General features: G+C 70.7%; 10 protein-coding genes. 4 read left to right on the top strand and 6 right to left on the bottom strand.

Going from position 1 to position 16,299, the window contains the following annotated elements:
• The first annotated feature begins 5 nt into the window (after positions 1 to 5).
• Positions 6 to 722, top strand: coding sequence for a hypothetical protein (locus tag IBX18_RS03080; RefSeq protein ID WP_194832220.1), 717 nt, complete (start codon positions 6 to 8; stop codon positions 720 to 722).
• Between the two features lie 61 nt (positions 723 to 783).
• Here IBX18_RS03080 and IBX18_RS03075 read toward each other — a convergent pair whose 3' ends face one another.
• From IBX18_RS03075 to IBX18_RS03050, 6 genes are all read right to left on the bottom strand, one after another.
• The gene (locus IBX18_RS03075) at positions 784 to 1,671 is read right to left on the bottom strand and encodes an NRDE family protein (protein WP_194832219.1); all 888 of its coding nucleotides are present in this window, start codon (positions 1,669 to 1,671) and stop codon (positions 784 to 786) included.
• A 138-nt stretch (positions 1,672 to 1,809) separates the two neighbouring features.
• Positions 1,810 to 3,135 carry a S1 family peptidase gene (locus tag IBX18_RS03070; RefSeq protein ID WP_107653200.1) on the bottom strand — a complete coding sequence of 442 codons (1,326 nt, stop codon included), beginning with the start codon at positions 3,133 to 3,135 and terminating at the stop codon, positions 1,810 to 1,812.
• A gap of 110 nt (positions 3,136 to 3,245) precedes the next feature.
• Positions 3,246 to 4,604 carry a S1 family peptidase gene (locus IBX18_RS03065; protein WP_107653199.1) on the bottom strand — a complete coding sequence of 453 codons (1,359 nt, stop codon included), beginning with the start codon at positions 4,602 to 4,604 and terminating at the stop codon, positions 3,246 to 3,248.
• A gap of 166 nt (positions 4,605 to 4,770) precedes the next feature.
• On the bottom strand, positions 4,771 to 5,868 hold the full coding sequence (locus tag IBX18_RS03060; RefSeq protein WP_194832218.1) for a hypothetical protein: 1,098 nt from the start codon (positions 5,866 to 5,868) through the stop codon (positions 4,771 to 4,773).
• Positions 5,869 to 5,916: 48 nt separating this feature from the next.
• Positions 5,917 to 8,514: a LuxR C-terminal-related transcriptional regulator gene (locus tag IBX18_RS03055; protein WP_194832217.1), complete on the bottom strand. Its 2,598-nt coding sequence runs from the start codon at positions 8,512 to 8,514 to the stop codon at positions 5,917 to 5,919.
• Entirely contained in the window at positions 8,507 to 10,213 is a 1,707-nt protein-coding gene (locus IBX18_RS03050) for an Hsp70 family protein (protein WP_194832216.1), read from the bottom strand. The genes IBX18_RS03055 and IBX18_RS03050 overlap by 8 nt, the downstream gene beginning before the upstream one ends.
• Before the next feature lie 294 nt (positions 10,214 to 10,507).
• On the opposite strand from IBX18_RS03050, the gene IBX18_RS43020 reads away from it, so the two are divergent.
• The 3 genes from IBX18_RS43020 to IBX18_RS03035 all read left to right on the top strand — a co-directional run bounded on the left by IBX18_RS43020 (position 10,508) and on the right by IBX18_RS03035 (position 16,220).
• On the top strand, positions 10,508 to 12,724 hold the full coding sequence (locus IBX18_RS43020) for an IniB N-terminal domain-containing protein (protein WP_194832215.1): 2,217 nt from the start codon (positions 10,508 to 10,510) through the stop codon (positions 12,722 to 12,724).
• A 95-nt stretch (positions 12,725 to 12,819) separates the two neighbouring features.
• Positions 12,820 to 14,685: a dynamin family protein gene (locus tag IBX18_RS03040; protein ID WP_194832716.1), complete on the top strand. Its 1,866-nt coding sequence runs from the start codon at positions 12,820 to 12,822 to the stop codon at positions 14,683 to 14,685.
• Positions 14,682 to 16,220, top strand: coding sequence for a dynamin family protein (locus tag IBX18_RS03035; RefSeq protein WP_194832214.1), 1,539 nt, complete (start codon positions 14,682 to 14,684; stop codon positions 16,218 to 16,220). The genes IBX18_RS03040 and IBX18_RS03035 overlap by 4 nt, the downstream gene beginning before the upstream one ends.
• The last annotated feature ends 79 nt before the right edge of the window (positions 16,221 to 16,299 follow it).

The raw sequence follows: 16,299 nt of genomic DNA, 5'->3' as shown, positions 1-16,299 counted from the left end.
ACTGAATGAACCTCCGCAGAACCACCGCGGGTGCCGCGTTGGTCATCGGCGCGATGACCATCGGACTCGGAACCGCGCATGCCGAGCCTGTCGCCGCTCCGGCTGACCCCGGCATCAACTACTCCGTCAAGTTGGTGGACAAGACGGTTGTCGCGTCGCTCAAGGGAGGAACCTTCTCGTTGACCGAGGAGGACGGCGCGACCCCCGAAAGTCCGAAGACCCAGATCGCCAACATCAAGAACGAGACGGGCGCCACCGTTATCTCGTTCCCACTCGAGTTCAACGTCGGCGGCGCGAACGTGCCGGTCAAGGCGGTCGCCGCGAAGGACGACACCGTCCTCGAGATCACCCCGGAAAAGCCGGCTGATCTGGTCGTCGGCGACAAGCCGCTCGGCGTGCAGACGGTCGCCAAGGACATCGCGTCCCCGATCGAGAACCAGCGGGCGCAGAACGAATTCGCCAGCAAGTTCGGCATCGCCACCGCCATCGGCGGCTTCGTCGGTACCGCCATCGGCGCGGTCGTCGGCTTCTTCGTCGGCCTGCCGCTCTTCGGTGTCGGCGGCCTGCTCGGCATCCCGGTCGGCGCCGGCATCGGTGGCATCCTCGGCACCATCGCCGTCGGTGGCCCGGCGCTGCTCGCCGCGGGCATCGAGCTGCTCAACACCATCCAGGCGCCGGAAGGCACCACCCAGTGGGCGGACAAGCCGCTTCCGCCGAAGTAGCATCCACTGCGCGACGAACGGGCTCGTTTCTCCTCGGAGAAGCGGGCCCGTTTCGGCGTTGTCAGGCGGGTAGGTCCAGCGTGCCGTCGAACGACACCGCGCCCCGGCGCCTGCCGAACCGCCCGAAGGATCGCTCCGCCATGACGAACGAGCCGTCCTCGCGCACCAGCAGCACGGTGCTCGCGCGGGTGCCGTGCACGCCGTCGGCGATGAACCTCGACGACAGCCGCCGCTCCAGCAGATGCGGTACGCCGGTGTCCGGCAACTCGTCGTCCGCGGCCTTGGCGCGATCGGCCAGCACCGCGAAATAGCGGTCCACGGCACCGGGATCGGACTCCACCACCGCCCGCAGCTCGGTCACGCCGCACCGTACTTTGGGCCAGATGGGCTGTGGGGCGGTTAAATCGGAGTTACCGGGACTCAGCCCTGCCGAACTCACGGACGTGCCGTTGGAGAGGCCGTGGAAGCCGGGGAGTAGCTCGCGCGGCGGTGCGGCGCTGCGATTGCAATGCCACCACAGCGATTCCAGATCCGACACCACCAGGTTGTAACCGTTGTAGTCGTCGGGCGCGCCCGCGACGTCGAGCACGTACTTCTCCGGGCCCGGGAAATCGCCGCTGGGATGGCGATCCGAGGCTCCCCGCAGAAAATCCATCAGCAGCGCGCCGCGGGACCGGGCATCGCCGCGCTCACCCTTCGGGTCGCGCACATTGGTCACCGTGGCGAATCGGTTGCGGCCCTTGTCCTCTCGGGTCAACCCGAGCCAGGTGCCCGGCGGGTCACCAGCGGCCTTGTTCTTCGCGCCCTGATCGCGCCCGGCGAGCAGGCCGGGCACCTCCGGCCACCACCGCATGGACTCGGTCGGCCGGGAGTAGAACTCGTCGCGGTTGGCCGCGACGATCAATCGATACTCCGGATGAGCCCGCCACCCGATCAACACCAGACACATGCTGTCCAGAATGCCGCACCGGTGCCCGCCGCAGCACCGCATCGGTGGCGGAAAGGGCCGCGTAAGGCCAGTGGAAGCGTGCGCAGGACAGCGAAAAGGCCGACAGCGCAACGCTGCCGGCCTTGACGAGGGTGCGGACTAGTCGGTGCGAATCCGCAGCCCGGGGTTGTCCGAGAGCACCACGCTGACCGGCTGTGCGAACAGCTGCGGCGTGTTGCCGGTGAGCGCACCGATCAGGTTGGGGATCTCGCAGATCGGGTAGTCGGCCACCGACGAGGCGCTGGAGATGCCGAGGGCCAGCCTGCCGGTGACGATCGGGCCACCGCTGTCGCCGGGCAGCGCGCAGATGTTGGCCGAGAAGGCCTGGGTGAGCTCACGCTCGCCGACCTGCACGGTCTGGTCCACCGCGTTCACCACGCCGCAGCTGAAGCCGGTCCGCGAGCCGGACTTGCAGACCGGGGCGCCGACGACCGGGGTGGCCACGCCGTCGATGCGGATCGACGCGGCGCCGGGCACCCGGACCTCGTTGTTGCCGAAGCGATCTCGCGACTGGTCGGCGATCCGGACGATCGAGTAGTCCTGCGAGCCGAGCACCGACTTCTCGAAGCGGCCGAGCTCGTTGCCGAGCCGGTTGCCGTTCAGCTCGTGCACCCGGGCGGCGTTGTCGTTGCCCGCCGACGGGATGTCCGGATTGCAGTGGCCCGCCGTGACATTCACGATGTTGCCGCTGCGGTCGGTGCCGTTGAAGCCGAGCGAGCAGCGCAGCGAGAGCCGTCCGGCGACCGAGGCGTAGCCGTCGCCGCCTGCCAGCGCGCCGTTCGCCGCGCCGGCGATCTCGCTGGCCTCCAGCGTCGCCTGCTCACCGGCCACCGGCGGAGCCATCACGATGACCCTGGCCGGGTCGATGAAGTTCGGCATCGGCAGGCCCGGCTTGTCGACGCGCACCGCGATGCTGTTGTTGACCGTATCGATCACCACGCCACGCACGAGGGCCGACACCGCCTCGGGCTGTCCGTCGAGCCAGCGCTGGAACGCGGTCTTCTCACCGCGCAGCGCGGACTCGCTCTTGGCCACGTTGCGGACCTCGAAACCCGCTGACTGCGCGGCCGTTCGGGCCTCGTCGGCACCGGGACCCTGGGCCAGCGCGACGACCGCCTTGCCGTTGTCGTCGAGCCACGAACCGGCGAAGACCGCCGGGTACTGCCGCTGGGCGGTGGTGGCGAACGCGGCGACCTGCTGGGCCACGTCGGCGCGGTGCAGGTACTCCTCCGGGGAGATCTTCAGATCGCGGGCGACCGCGGCAACCAGTTCGGCGGGCAGACCAGGAGCCGGATCGGGTTGCGCTGTCGCTACTGCCGCCGTCGGCCCGAACAGCAGTATCGCCGCCGAAGCGGCGATAACTGATTTTCGGACCCGGGTCTGTCGCGCAGCTGATCGGAGATGACCTATACGTGGCAGGAGCATGCCCAGACTATATGGGCTCCAGCGCGGTATGCCTACTTATAACGACGCTCTGGTTCGTTTGGTGGTCGCTTTTTTCCGGCATACCGATCGGCACCGCGTCCGGGCGTGCCTCACCCGGCGCTCGGACGGGTCCGCACCGTGATGCCGCTGCCGAGTCCGCCGCCCGAGGAAGCGTCGATATCGGCCAGGATCGGCCGGATCGGGATCCCGAGGCTCGCCGTGCCGCCGTACTGCGCCAGCGCGATATTGGCCTCGTTGCAGTCCGGTGCCTCGGCCGCGTTGGAACCACTGGTGATACCGAGTGCGAGGGTGCCGGAGACGATCGCGCCGCCGCTGTCGCCGCCGAGCGTGCAGGCGGAGCTGGCGAAGCCGCGCACGATCTTGCTCTCGCCTTCGGAGGTGTACAGCTGGGTCTCCACCCGATCGGCCACCACGAAGCCACACGTGAAGGTGGACGACTGCCCGGACTTGCACACCGGCGCGCCGGTGATCGGGTCGGCGGTGCCGGTGATGGCGATGGTGGTGCCGTTGGCGCCGCGCACCGTCGGCTGATCCATGCCCGCACGGATCGCGCGGTCGTTCAGCTTGATCACCGAGTAGTCCAGCGCGCTCTGCCCGCCCAGCTTGGCCTGGACGAAGCTGCCCAGCTCCGGGCTGTTCGGGATGTCCTTGACGTTGGGGTAGTAGACGGTGGCCTCTTGGGAGTCCTTGCCGATGTTCGGATCGCAGTGGCCCGCACTGATATTCAGCGCGTTGCCCGCCGCGTCGGTGCTGTTGAAGCCGAACGAGCAGACGTCGACGCCCTTGAGCGAGGCGTCGTGCAGCGAGATCGGCGCGCTGATGTAGGTGTCGCCACCCATCGGCCGCCGCTCGACCGCGCCACCGCTGCCGGGCGAGAGGATGACCTTGATGTTGGCGATCAGGGTCGGCAGGTTCAGCAGGTGGCCCGCCGGGGTGTTGGCGACATTGAGCACCAGCTGGCTGTTGAGGAAGTCGATGGCGACGGAGTTGATCGCGGTGGAGATCTCGCGCGGCAGGCTGGTGATCCACTGATTCAGTTGCACCAGTGAGCCTTCCAGGCCGTCCGCGGACACCGGGGCGAGCCGGGTCTGGTATCCGTCGGCCGCGGCGATCTTGGCGGCGTCGAGCGAGGTGACCGCGACGACGGGCTTGCCGTCGGTGCCGATCCAGGCGCCCGCGTAGGAGTCCGGGCGTTCCGAGCGGAAATCGCGGGCGTAGTCGCGCAACTGCTGGGCGCGGGCCGCACGGTCCAGGTATTCCGTCGGGGTCATCTTCAGGTCACGCGCGATCGCCTGTACGAGTTCCTGCGGCAGCGCGTCGGCAGTCAGCTGCGCGGGTGTCTCCGGGGCCGCCGCGGCGGTGGTCGTGCAGAGCAAGGGTGCGAGGAAAACGGTCGAAGCGAGGGCGACAGCTTTGACCGTGGCGCGGCGCGCCACCAACTTGCGCATGAAATCCCTTCGTCGGCACGCACGTGCCAGCTCAATCCGCGGCAACGGCCCTGGAATCCGTTGGCTCACAGTCGTCCTCCAGCAACAGACCGGGCGCCTGTAATTCATCCGACAACACCGGTCAGCGCATCACTTTAGGGCACAAACCGGGGAAGGGCTCTCTTAATCACCGACTGCCCGGTATCTCCAGGCCGGGGATCGACGGAATCTGCGGTAGGGGTTGGAAAGGCGGCGTGGTGGTGGTCGGCCGCGGGCGGATCGTCGAGCTCGGTGGCGTGGTCGGCGGCTCGGTGGTCGGCGGCGGCGGAGTGGTCGTTTCCGGCGGGGGCGGCGGGGTGGTGGTGACGACCGGCGGCTCGGTGGTCGTCGGCGTCACCGGCACGGTCGGGAAGTTGATCGGCGGCGCGGGCGGCGTCGGGCTCACCGACACCTGATCGGACTTGGCGTCGCGCATCGGCGGCACCGGCGTCTCGCTGTCCTCCCGGAACACCACCGCCACCGCGAAGCCGCCGAGCACCAGCCCGATCATCGCCGCGGCACCGATCAGCAGCGGGAGTTGCTTACGATCCTTCGCAGGCTCGGCCTGTGGCGCGGGCGCGCTCGGCGTCGCGGTCTGCTCGGCGACCACGGGTTCGGCCATCGGGATGGCCGCCGAATACGCCTGGAGTGTCGGCTCGGAGGCGGGCACGGCCGGGATGATGACGGTGTCCACCGTCGAATTCTCGGCGTGCGTCGGATCCGGCGGAGTGCTGCCCGCCGGGGTGGAGAGCACCGCGGCCAGCGCCGCGCGGGCGGCGTCGTAGGCGAACGTGCTGCCCGTGGTGTCGGTCTCGGCGCCGGGCAGATCGGCCTCGCTGACCAGCAGCACCGACCGCAGGCCCAGATAGTCCAGGGCATCGCGCAGCGCCTGCACGTATTCGCGCGGCCAGTCACCGGGGTGGGTCGCGTAGAACTCGGCCGGACCGTTGAGGTGGTCGGCGGTCAGGTTGATCAGGCAGAACAGCGCGGTGGCGACCAGGTCCTCGGCGCGATAGGCCTCGCCGTCGTCGACGGAGATGCCCGCCGGGTCGCCCACGGCCAGCGCGAAGCCGGTGATCGCATGCGCGTTCTCGTCCGGTGGCGGTCCGCCGAGCGTGGCGTCACCGTCGTCGGACATGTACAGCAACGACTCACGGACGATGAACAACGGTTCTTCGTCGCCGTCGGTGACGATCGCCGCCGTGCAGTCGTTCTCGGCGACGCGCAGGCCCACCCCTGTGGCCATCTCAATACCTCGCTTCGGCGTCCCGGCTGACGAATCCGTACTCGCTGGTCACACCAGCAGGGAGCCATGTCCCATGGCACGGAGCATCGACAATAGCTCCGATCGGGACCGGGCACCGATCCGGCGCCGAATACGGGCGACATGATGCTCCACCGTCTTGGCGGAAATGTACAGGCGGGCGCCGATCTCGCGGTACGTCAAACCGAGCAGAACCAGCTCGGCGACTTCCCGTTCGCGTTCACTGAGGATCGCCGTCGGCTCGCCGACGGCCGGGTCGGGGGCGGGCTTGCTGCCCTGCGGCGGCGTCGGACTCGCCGGCCGGATCGGGTCCTGCGGCCTGGCGTCGGCGCGGACCGTGCGGGCCAGCTTCAGCAGCGCGGTCGCGGTCGGCGCGTCGGCGGCGGCGAGGGCAGCCTCGCTGGCCAGCCGGGCGGCGTCCCAGGTCATGCCGATCTCGCTCAAGCCCGCGACGGCCGCCTCGACGGGCTTGGCCGAGACCTGACCGCGCAGCACCAGCACCCAGGTGCGGCCCGCGTCGGCGAGGATGGCGGCGTGCCGATCGCCGGCTTCGGCCGCGGCCTTGAGCGGCCGGGCATGCGGGAGCAACTCCTGCGGGCTCTCGTGCAGGATCGCGGCCTGCACGCCGTACCAGTGGAAGGCGTTGGCCCAGGCGGGCGGTTCGTGCAACCGGCGGAGCAGGGCCAGCGCGGAGTCGACCAGGGGCGCGATGCGACCTTCGTCACGCAAGCGGATTCCGGCCAGCCACAGTTCGCCGATCGGGAGCAGCGCGAGCAGGTCGGCCTCCACGTCGTCGAACATCAGGTAGGCCGCCTGCCAGGCCTTGGCGAGCGCGGCATGATCGCCGGTACGCCTGGCCAGGCCGACGGTGACACCGTGTGCGAGCAGCCGGTCGCGCACGTCGAGCGAGTCGTGATCGAGCGCGGCGACGGTGGCGGCCGCGGCGCGTTCGTCACCGCTCAGCATGGCCACCCAGGCCGCGAGTACCTCGAGTTGATGGCAGCGCAGGCCGCTGGCCGTTGCCCGGCGCAGCGCGTCGCCTGCCCGGCGTGGCTCGCCGGTGCCGAGGCAGAGCAGGGTCGCGATGGAGACCGCCGTGCAGGGCAGGAATCGGTCGACGCCCGAGTCCGCGTGTGCGGCCTGGACCAGCGCGGAGACCGCCGCGCCCGTGCCGTTCGCGGACAGCCTTGGCACGGTAGGGCTTTCGTCGGCGCCGCCGTGTCCGTTCAGTGAACCGGCGAGTGCGGTGGCGATCAGCCTGGCATGGGCGTTGGCCTCGGTCGGCGGCCACTGCGTGGCGGAGCCGGACATCTCCACCGCGCCGGATCGGTCGCCCGCGAGCGAGAGGACGGTCGCCCCGATGGCCCAATCCGCGCCGACGCGCTGCGCGCCCAGCCACGAATACAGTTGCGCCGCACGGGCGACCAGGCCGCGCCGGGTCAGCGCGGCGGCACAGATCCGCACCGCGTCGGCGAGGTCCGCGCCGGACACCCCGGAGCGGGCCAGCACCGGCTCGGCCAGGCGCATGGCCGTTTCGCCGTCGCCGTTGCGGCCTGCCGCCTCGGCCCAGCGTAGCGCGATGACATCGGGGTCGGCGCCGGTCGCGGCGGCCGCCGCGTAGTAGCGCACCGCTTCGCGCCCCGCCTTTTCCGCTGCGGCGGACAGGAATTCGGCCAGCCGCGGGTCACGGACGCCGGATTCGGCGAGCAGCAGCGCGGTGTGGTCACGCAGCAGTCCCGCGTCGAGTCGCGCGCCGAGCAGCTTGCGCTGGACCGCGACGAACCGGCGGTCGCCGAGCAGCGTGCGCAGCGGCGCGACGGCCGGGGTGAGCAGCAGGTCGGCATCGGTGACCAGGGCGCTGGCCCTGGCCCGATCGATGAGCTGCTGTGCGGCAACGGGTTCCACGCCGAGCACCTCGGTGAGCTCGCTGGCGTCCAGGCCCGCGCCGGTGGTCGCGACGACGAGGGTTTCCAGCAGGTCCGGCGCGAGGTTGTCCAGTAGCGAGCGCGCCCACGCGGCGACGGCGGCGTCGACCGCGCCGATGCCCGCGTCGAGCCGGGCCGAGCAGGCGGCGGTCAGCGCGGCGACCACGCCGCCGCGGATGCCGTCGGTCTGCCGGTGGATGTGCTGGGACACCTGGCGCGGCACCATCATGCCGAGCTCCCTGGCGAACGGGGCGATGTCGGCCACGCCGAGGGCGCGCAGATCCACCACCCGGCCGCGGCGGGCGACGGTGTCGGCCAGCGCGCGCAGGCGCAGGTCGTGCGGGCGCGGCTGGGTCGCGATCACGACCGTGTGCTGCCCGAATTCCACGGTGCCGCGCAGGTATTCGAGATCCGCCTGGCTCAGTGTGTGGGCATTGTCGACGATCAGCGCGGGGCGAAGTCCCGTCGACGGAGCAGATCCGTTGGGGGAGCTGACGATCGGCTCGGCGCCGTGGGCGGTCAGCACGTCCTGGAGGGGGATACCGCGGGCGCGGAGTCGGGTGCGGATCTCGTTGAGCAGCGTGGATTTACCGGTTTGCGAGCGACCCCGGATGAGGTAGACGACCGGTTCGTGGTCGGCGGAGTCCAGCTCCCGGAGGATCTCGCGTGCGGACGGCAGGGTGTCGAACGCAACGTCAGCCACCGTTTCCTCCGAGGATCTCGCCGGGTGCGCGCAACACGGTGCCGACGGTGTTGCCGACGGAATCGATGGGGTCCTTCAGTACGCCGGTCGGCAGGCTCGGGGCCTGCGGCGGGGGCAGCGGTGCGGGCTGGTTACCGGGCGCGGGGGCAGGTGCGGGTTGCGGCTGCGGGGCCGGTTGCGGCGCACCGGGGGCCGCGGGCGGTGCGGCGGGCTGGTCGGCGGCGGGCTGACTGTGCACCACGGCCACCGTGGTCGCGGTCGGGGAACCGGGCTGTCCCGCATCGGCTTTCGGGCGGCCCGCGGTGGCGGCGGCCGAGTCCGTCGCGGCGACCGGGGCGTTGGGGTCGGCCGGATCGGTGGCCTGTCCGCCGGTGGTCGCGGCGATCTCCGCCGCGCGCGCCGGGGACGACTGCTCGGTCGAGGCCGGGTTCGAGCCGGACTGGATGCCGGTGCCGATCGCGGCGGTGCCGGTGGCCAGCAGGGCGATGACGACCGCGGCACCGGCGACGATCGTGGCGCGTTGCTTGCCGCGCAACCGTGGCCTGCGTGGCTTCCCGGCCACCGGCAAGGGCGAAATCGCCACCGCGGGCAGCTCTTTGGTGGTCGGCGCGGGTACTGCGGTCGGTGCGCGCTCGACGGTGACGGACGCCAGCTCGGCGGCCAGCGCGGCGGCGCCGCGGGCGCTGGTGTGTGCGGGGTGGGCAGCGGCGACGACCGGAAGGCCGAATTCGGTCGAGATCAGTTCGGCGACCAACGGAATCGCGCCGCCGCCACCGGTGAGCAGGACGCGGCTGATGTCGCCGATGTCGAGCCCGGCGCGGTGCACCGCGTCGCGGATCAGGTCGATCGAGCTCAGCAGCGGCCCGCGCAGCAGGTCCTCCAGTTCGCCGCGCACCAAACGCACGTTGCTGGTATGTGCGGCCGCCGGATTCAACCCCGCCCGCACGACGGTCGCGGTATTTATCGAGAGGTCTTCTTTCGCCGTTCTGCAGCGCTCGCGCAATGCCGACAATTCCCGTTCCACTACCGGGTCGTACGGGTCGAAATCATTTGCCGCCGCAGCGTTTGCCAGAACGTAGCGCATGGTGAGTAGATCGAATTCGGCGCCGGCGACGTCCGTGGTCCGCAGTGGTGTGCCGAGCAGGCTCGCGTGATCGCCGGTGCGCACCACCGAGACGGTCAGACCGGTGGCGCCGAGGTCGTACACGAGGACCGCGCCGTCGCCGAGCGGGCCCTGCGTGGCTTCGAGCCAGCGGACCGCGGCGGTGGGTTCGGGCATCAGGGTCACCTCGCGCAGCCCCGCCCGATCGAGGGCGGCGCGCTGGATGTCGACCGTGTGCCGCGACCACCACGCCGGGTAGCAGGCCACGGTGACGCCGGATTCGCGTGCGCCGGTGCCGATCTCGTCCATCAGGCAGGTGATGGCCGCGGCGACGAGGTCGGCGGCGCAATGCTCGGTGCCGTCCTCGGCGAGCATGTCCACCGGATCGCCGACCCTGGCCAGGAAGCCCTCGAGCAGCACGTCGCTGGAGTGCCGTCCGGTGGCTCGCGCGGCGGTGCCGAAGGTGGGCGGCGCGTCGGCCACCAGCCGCAGCACGCTGGGGTGCGTGCGCACGCTGTCGCCGTCATCGCCCGCTGCCGCCGCGGCGACCGAATTCGACGCCCCGACAGTGATGCCGAGCGCCAGACGCTGTGTCATTCGTGAACCCCGTTCGAAAACTCTGTGGTCCGGTGTCGCTGCTGTGTAGTCCGAGTGCGAAAGGCGGTGCGAGCACGCCGATGCACCTGTTGTTTCGGTTGCTGGCTGTCCGCCGTTACCGGTTTCGGGGAAGTTCCGGGGAAATTCCCCTAATGCCGTGACAGCCCCTAAGGGCGGGCTCGGGTGAGTTGTGGGGGTCGGCCCCGTTATGCGTAACGCGCGGCGCCCCTAGCGTGAAATGCATTCCAACGATGCGGATCGCGGAGGTCCGCCGGCTCTCAGGAGATGTTTCTGATGACACCCAACGCGATTCTCGAGTTCATCCTCAACCTGCTGCGCGACCACGAGGCAGCGGTCGGCTACTGCGCCAACCCGACGCAGGCGCTGGTGGCGGCGGGTTTGCCTGCGGTCACCCCCGAGGACATCGCCGCCGTCGCCCCGATGGTCGCCGAGTCGGCGCTGGTCGCGGGCGGCTCCCAGTTGTCGGCGATCGTGGCCGCGGGTGCGCAGACCGGTGCTGCCGCCGTGCTCGGTGCGGCGGGCACCGTCGGTGCCGCCGCGGCGGCCGATGCAGGCCTGAACATCGGCGCCGACCTGGGCCTCGATCTGGGTGGCCAGGTCGGTGCGGGTATCGATCTCAACGCGGGACTGAACACCGCGATCGACACCGGCCTGCAGGTCGGCGCTGATCTCGGTGCCGGTCTTTCGGCAGGGCTGGGGACCGTCGCAGGCATCGGCGCGGATCTGTCCGCCGCGGTCGGTGGGGCGCTCGGCGTGGCCGGGCAGGCGGTCACCGGCATCGGTGCCGATGTGCAGGGTGCGGTCGATGCCGGACTGCAGGTGGGGACGGGGCTCGAAACGAGCTTGTCCGCTGGGCTCGGCGGTGCGCTCGGTGCGGTGGGACAAGCCACGACCGGACTCGCTACCGGTCTCGATGCCGCGCTCGGTGCCGGCGGCCAGGTGGGTGCCGACCTGTCCAGCGGGTTGCAGGGTGCGGTGCAGACGGGTGTGACGACCGGTCTCGACGCGAGTGCTGGTCTCGGTGCCGGCGTGAATGCCGGTGTGCAGGGCGCGGTGGATGCCGGAAGCCAGTTGGCCGGCGGCTTGTCGACATCCATTGGTGGAGCAGTGAATTCGGCCGTCGGTCTGGAGAGTGAACTGGCCACCGGACTCGGTGCGGCGGTAGGCGCGGGCACTGAAATCGGTGGCGACCTGTCCACCGCGGTGGGTGGCGCGGTGAATGCGGGGGCACAGGTCGGTTCTGGTCTGGAGACAGGGCTGTCCGGCAGTGTCGGTGCGGTGCTAGGTGCGGGTTCGCAGGTGGGTGCTGATCTCGGCGCCGGGCTGGGGACGAGTGTGGATAGTTCGATCAACGCCGGTGCGCAGCTGGGTTCGGGGGTGGAGACCGGGTTGTCCACCGGTCTCGATGGTGTGCTCGATGCCGGGGCTCAGATCGGTGGTGCGGTGGATGCGAGCACGCAGGTGGTGACCGGTGTGGAGACCGGGCTCGGCGCCGCGGTGGATGCCGGGGCAGGTCTGGGAGCTGGACTTTCGGCTGGACTCGACGGGGCGGCCGGTGCTGGTGCACAGCTGGGGACAGGTTTGGAGACCGGGCTGAACGCCGGGCTCGGCGCTGCGGCAGGTGCCGAAGCCGGTCTGGGAGCTGGACTTTCGGCTGGACTCGACGGTGCGGCCGGTGCTGGTGCACAGCTGGGGACAGGTTTGGAGACGGGGCTCAACGCCGGGCTCGACGGTGCGGTCGGCGCCGGTGCACAGCTGGGGACAGGTCTGGAGACCGGGCTCGGCGGCGTCATCGACGCAGGTGGTCAGGTGGCGACCGGACTGGAGACCGGGCTCGGTGCGGATTTGTCCACAGGTATCGGCGGCGCGGTGGATGCCGGTGCCGGTCTCGGTGGTTCGCTGGGCGGCACTGCCCAAGGGGCTGTGGATGCCGGTGCGGGCCTGGGTGGTTCGCTGGCCGGTACTGCGCAGGGCGCTGTTGACGCCGGCGCTGGTCTCGGTGGGTCGCTGGGCGGGACTACCCAGGGAGCTGTGGATACCGCTGTGGGGCTGGGCGGTTCGCTCGGCGGTACTGCACAAGGTGCCGTCGATACCGGTGCGGGATTTGGCGGTTCGCTGGCCGGTACTGCGCAGGGAGCTGTGGATACCGCTGCGGGGCTCGAAGGTTCACTCGGCGGTACTGCACAGGGCGCTGTGGATACCGGCGCGACGCTCGGTGGTACGGCACACGGCGCCGTGGATACGACTGCGGGCCTCGGTGGTTCGGTCGGTAGCACCACGCAGGGCGCGGTCGATACCGGTGCCGGATTGAGTGGCGGCGTCGGGGCGAGCGCGAACCCCTGGTCGTCCCTTGATGTTTCGAGTGCGTTCGGGTCGGGGCTGGACAGTTCCGCTGGTCTGCACGGCGACACCGGACTGTTCGGCGATGCGGACGCGGATCTGACCGGCAACGCCGGTGCGGATCTCTCCGGCGACGCGATGCTGCACTGACGCCGCCGCACTGACCACGCCTGCGGCGGCGCACCGACAAGGCCTGCGCCGCCGCACCGACAATGCTCGAGCCACTGGAAGAGGTCGATACCGCGATGGGGACGCCCGCACCGAACGCCACACCACCGGCGGTACCGCTACTGTCGGTACTCGGCGAAACCATCGCGGCGGCCCGCGCCGCAGGGCGCACCGACCTGGTCGGCCGCCTCGAGGTGGCCGCCGATCGGGTCCGCGACCCGCGTCGGCGCATTGTCATTGCGGGACAGCTGGATCAGGGCAAGAGCCGCTTCGTCAACGCGCTGCTCAATTTGGAGATCTGCCCCGTCGGCGACGACGTGACCACCACGGTCACTACGCTGCTCGCGCACGGCCCCGAGCCGAAGGCCGAGCTGGTGCTCACCGGTCCCGGCGGCGACTCCGGCGGTCCGGAGACCCGAGTGCTCGTGCCGTTCACCGAGATCGGCACGATCTCCGCCCGCTCACCGCTGGCCCAGGGGCGGCGGATCCTGCGATTGGAAATCCAGGTACCCAACGCACTGCTGGCCGATGGCATCGTGCTGGTCGACACGCCAGGTGTCGGCGGGCACGGAAGTTCTTATGCGGCAAGCGTGCTCGGCATGGTGTCCGCCGCGGACGCGGTGCTGGTGCTCTCCGACGCGTCCACCGAGCTCACCGAGCCGGAACTCGCGTTCCTGCGTCAGGTCCGGGAGCTGTGCCCCACCGTCGCGCTGCTGCTGACCAAGACCGACCTCTACCCGCACTGGCGCCAGGTACACGAGGCCGACCAGCGCCACCTCGCCACGGCCGGTCTCGACGTGCCGATGATCGCGGTGTCCTCGCTGCTGCGCAGCCACGCGCTGCGCCTGCAGGATCAACAGCTGGGCCTCGAGTCGGGCTTCGGCGTGCTCTACCAATTCCTGCGCGACCAGGTGGTGGCCCGCGACCAGCTCGCCACCCGCGCCGCGGTGGCCCGCGACATCCGTTCCGCCGCCGAACATCTGGCGCTGGCACTGGGCAGTGAGCTGGTCGCGGTCCGCGATCCGGCGCGTGGCGCGGCGGCGGTCCGCGAACTGCAGGCCGCCCGGACCTCGGCCGAGGAACTGCACCGCCGCACCGCCGCCTGGCAGCAGACGCTGGCCGACGGCATCACCGACCTGGCGGGCGATGTCGACCACGACCTGCGAGATCGGTTGCGCGGCATCGCCAGAACCACCGAGGAGTGGATCGACGACCACGACCCGGGCCGGCATTGGGAGCGGATCGCCGAATACCTCACCGGCACCATCGATACGGCGATCGGCGACAACCTGCTCTGGACCCACTCGCGCGCGTTGCAACTCGCCCAGCGGGTCGCCGAGCATTTCAGCGATGCAGGCACCACCGATCTTCCGGACGTCCGGTCCGACACCGCCGGCGCAGGCAGCCATGTCGGCGCGGGCACCCTCGCCGACCTGGAGCCGGACATCGGTTTCGGCAGCAAACTGCTCGTCGGCATGCGCGGCTCCTACGGCGGCGTGCTTATGGTCGGGCTGGCCAGTACTTTCGCCGGACTCGCACTACTCAACCCGATCTCGCTCGGCGCCGGACTCGTGGTGGGCGGCAAGGCCTTCCGTGACGACAAACAGGCCAGACTGGCCCGGCGGCGCACCGAGGCGAAGGCGGCCGTCCGCCGGTTCGTCGACGATGTGGCGTTCCAGACGGGCAAGGAATCCAAGGACCGGCTGCACCGCATCCACCGCGCGCTGCGCGACCACTATGCCGGTGTGGCCGAGCGGAGCCTGCGGTCGATCGATGATTCGCTGCGGGCCGCGCAGGAGGCCGCGACAATGGCCAACGCGCGCCGGGCCGAGCGTGGCGCGGTGCTCGAGCGGCAGCTGAACGTGGTCGCTGAGCTGGGCAGATACGCCGAAGCCATGCAGGCCGCGCTGCCGAGCCTCTCGGTCGGTACGGTTGCCCCGTGAGACGTGCGGGCGGCGCTGCGCCAGGAATAGTTGCCGAGGCCCATCGACTGATCGGCGCGGCGCGTGCCGCGCTGGCGAGCGAACCGCGACCGCGGGCCATGCTCGCCGAGTGCGCCGGTCGCCTCGATCAACCGTTACGTGTGGCGCTCGCCGGTTCGTTGAAGGCCGGCAAATCCACGCTACTGAATTCCCTTGTCGGGCAAGACATCGCACCGACCGACGCGACCGAGTGCACCAGGGTCGTCACCTGGTACCGCTACGGTTCCACCCCGAGCGTGACCGCGCACGCCGGCGACGGCGCCCGCGCGAATGTGGTGGTGCGCCGCGGCGGCGGTACGCACGGGCTGACCTTCGACCTGGAGCGGTTGACCTGGAACGCGCCCGCGCCGCGCGAGGTCGATCACCTCGAGGTCGAATGGCCCGCTGCGGCGCTGGCCGACACGACCATCATTGATACGCCGGGCACCTCCTCGCTGTCGCGGGAGGTGTCGCAGCGCACGGCTCGGCTGCTCACGCCGGAGGGCGAGCAGAGTATCGCGGTTCCGGGCGCCGACGCGGTGGTGTACCTGCTGCGCAGGCTCGACGCGGCCGACGTCCGGTTCCTCGAGCGGGTGGGCGCGGGAACCACTGCGGGGCCGGGCCTTTCCGGATTGCCGGGCCCGCTCGGCGTCGTCGGCGTCGTGTCCAGGGCCGACGAGATCGGCGCAGGCCGGATCGACGCGCTGCATTCGGCGCGCGACGTCGCGACCCGCTTCGCCGGGGAGCTGGAGCGAACAGGGCTGTGCCAGGCCGTGATTCCGGTCGCCGGGCTGCTCGCGTTCGCCGCGGCCACACTGCGCCAACAGGAGTACGCGGCGTTCGAGGCGCTGGCCGGTGTTCCGGTCGACGAGCTGAGTGCGGCCCTGCTGTCCGCGGATCGCTTCGCACGCTCCGATGTCGCGCTGCCGGTGGCACCGGAACTCAGAGCCCAGCTCGCGGAACGGTTCGGCCTGTTCGGTATTCGGATGGCGGTCACCCTGATTCGGCTCGGCGTGCGCGACTCCGCCACGCTGGCAGCAGAATTGACCACGCGCAGCGGCGTGGACGAGCTGCGCTCAGTGCTCGATGTCCAATTCGGCCAGCGCGCCGATCAACTCAAGGCGCACTCGGCCCTCACCGCCCTCGCACGCGTCCTGACCGCGTACCCGGGCAGCGCGGCCGACACCCTGCTGCCGCGCGTGCGCACCCTACTCGCCGATGTACACGGTTTCGCCGAGCTCCGCCTGCTCGGTCGCCTCCGAACCGACGAATTGACCTTGCCACCAGCGGATCTCGCCGAACTGCACCGCCTCATCGGTGGTTCCGGCATCGCCCCGCACCTGCGCCTCGGACTGCCGGTCGACGCCGCGCCCTCGGTGCAGCGGGACCAGGCCGTTGCCGCGGTGCGCAAATGGCGAGCCCGGGCCCGGCACCCGCTCGCGGACCAGTTCACCAGCACCGCTTGTCTCACCGCCGCCCGCAGCGCCGAGGGCACGCTCAGTCTGTTGCCCGGCTAGTTCGGGTCACCGGTAAACCTGCGCAACGCCGCCAGGTCGGCGCCTGCTCGGGGCCGATCAGATACTGGGCGACCGGTGG

This window comes from Nocardia sp. XZ_19_369, assembly GCF_015355715.1.
Lineage (GTDB): Bacteria > Actinomycetota > Actinomycetes > Mycobacteriales > Mycobacteriaceae > Nocardia.
Note: the sequence above shows the minus strand (reverse complement) of the source record. Positions and strands in the feature narration are given on the sequence as shown.

Bases quoted from the DNA above. Each gene is read 5' to 3' on its own strand.
- IBX18_RS03080 (WP_194832220.1), top strand. From the start codon at position 6: ATGAACCTCCGCAGAACCACCGCGGGTGCCGCGTTGGTCATCGGCGCG.
- IBX18_RS03075 (WP_194832219.1), bottom strand. From the start codon at position 1,671: ATGTGTCTGGTGTTGATCGGGTGGCGGGCTCATCCGGAGTATCGATTG.
- IBX18_RS03070 (WP_107653200.1), bottom strand. From the start codon at position 3,135: ATGCTCCTGCCACGTATAGGTCATCTCCGATCAGCTGCGCGACAGACC.
- IBX18_RS03065 (WP_107653199.1), bottom strand. From the start codon at position 4,604: ATGCGCAAGTTGGTGGCGCGCCGCGCCACGGTCAAAGCTGTCGCCCTC.
- IBX18_RS03060 (WP_194832218.1), bottom strand. From the start codon at position 5,868: ATGGCCACAGGGGTGGGCCTGCGCGTCGCCGAGAACGACTGCACGGCG.
- IBX18_RS03050 (WP_194832216.1), bottom strand. From the start codon at position 10,213: ATGACACAGCGTCTGGCGCTCGGCATCACTGTCGGGGCGTCGAATTCG.
- IBX18_RS43020 (WP_194832215.1), top strand. From the start codon at position 10,508: ATGACACCCAACGCGATTCTCGAGTTCATCCTCAACCTGCTGCGCGAC.
- IBX18_RS03040 (WP_194832716.1), top strand. From the start codon at position 12,820: ATGGGGACGCCCGCACCGAACGCCACACCACCGGCGGTACCGCTACTG.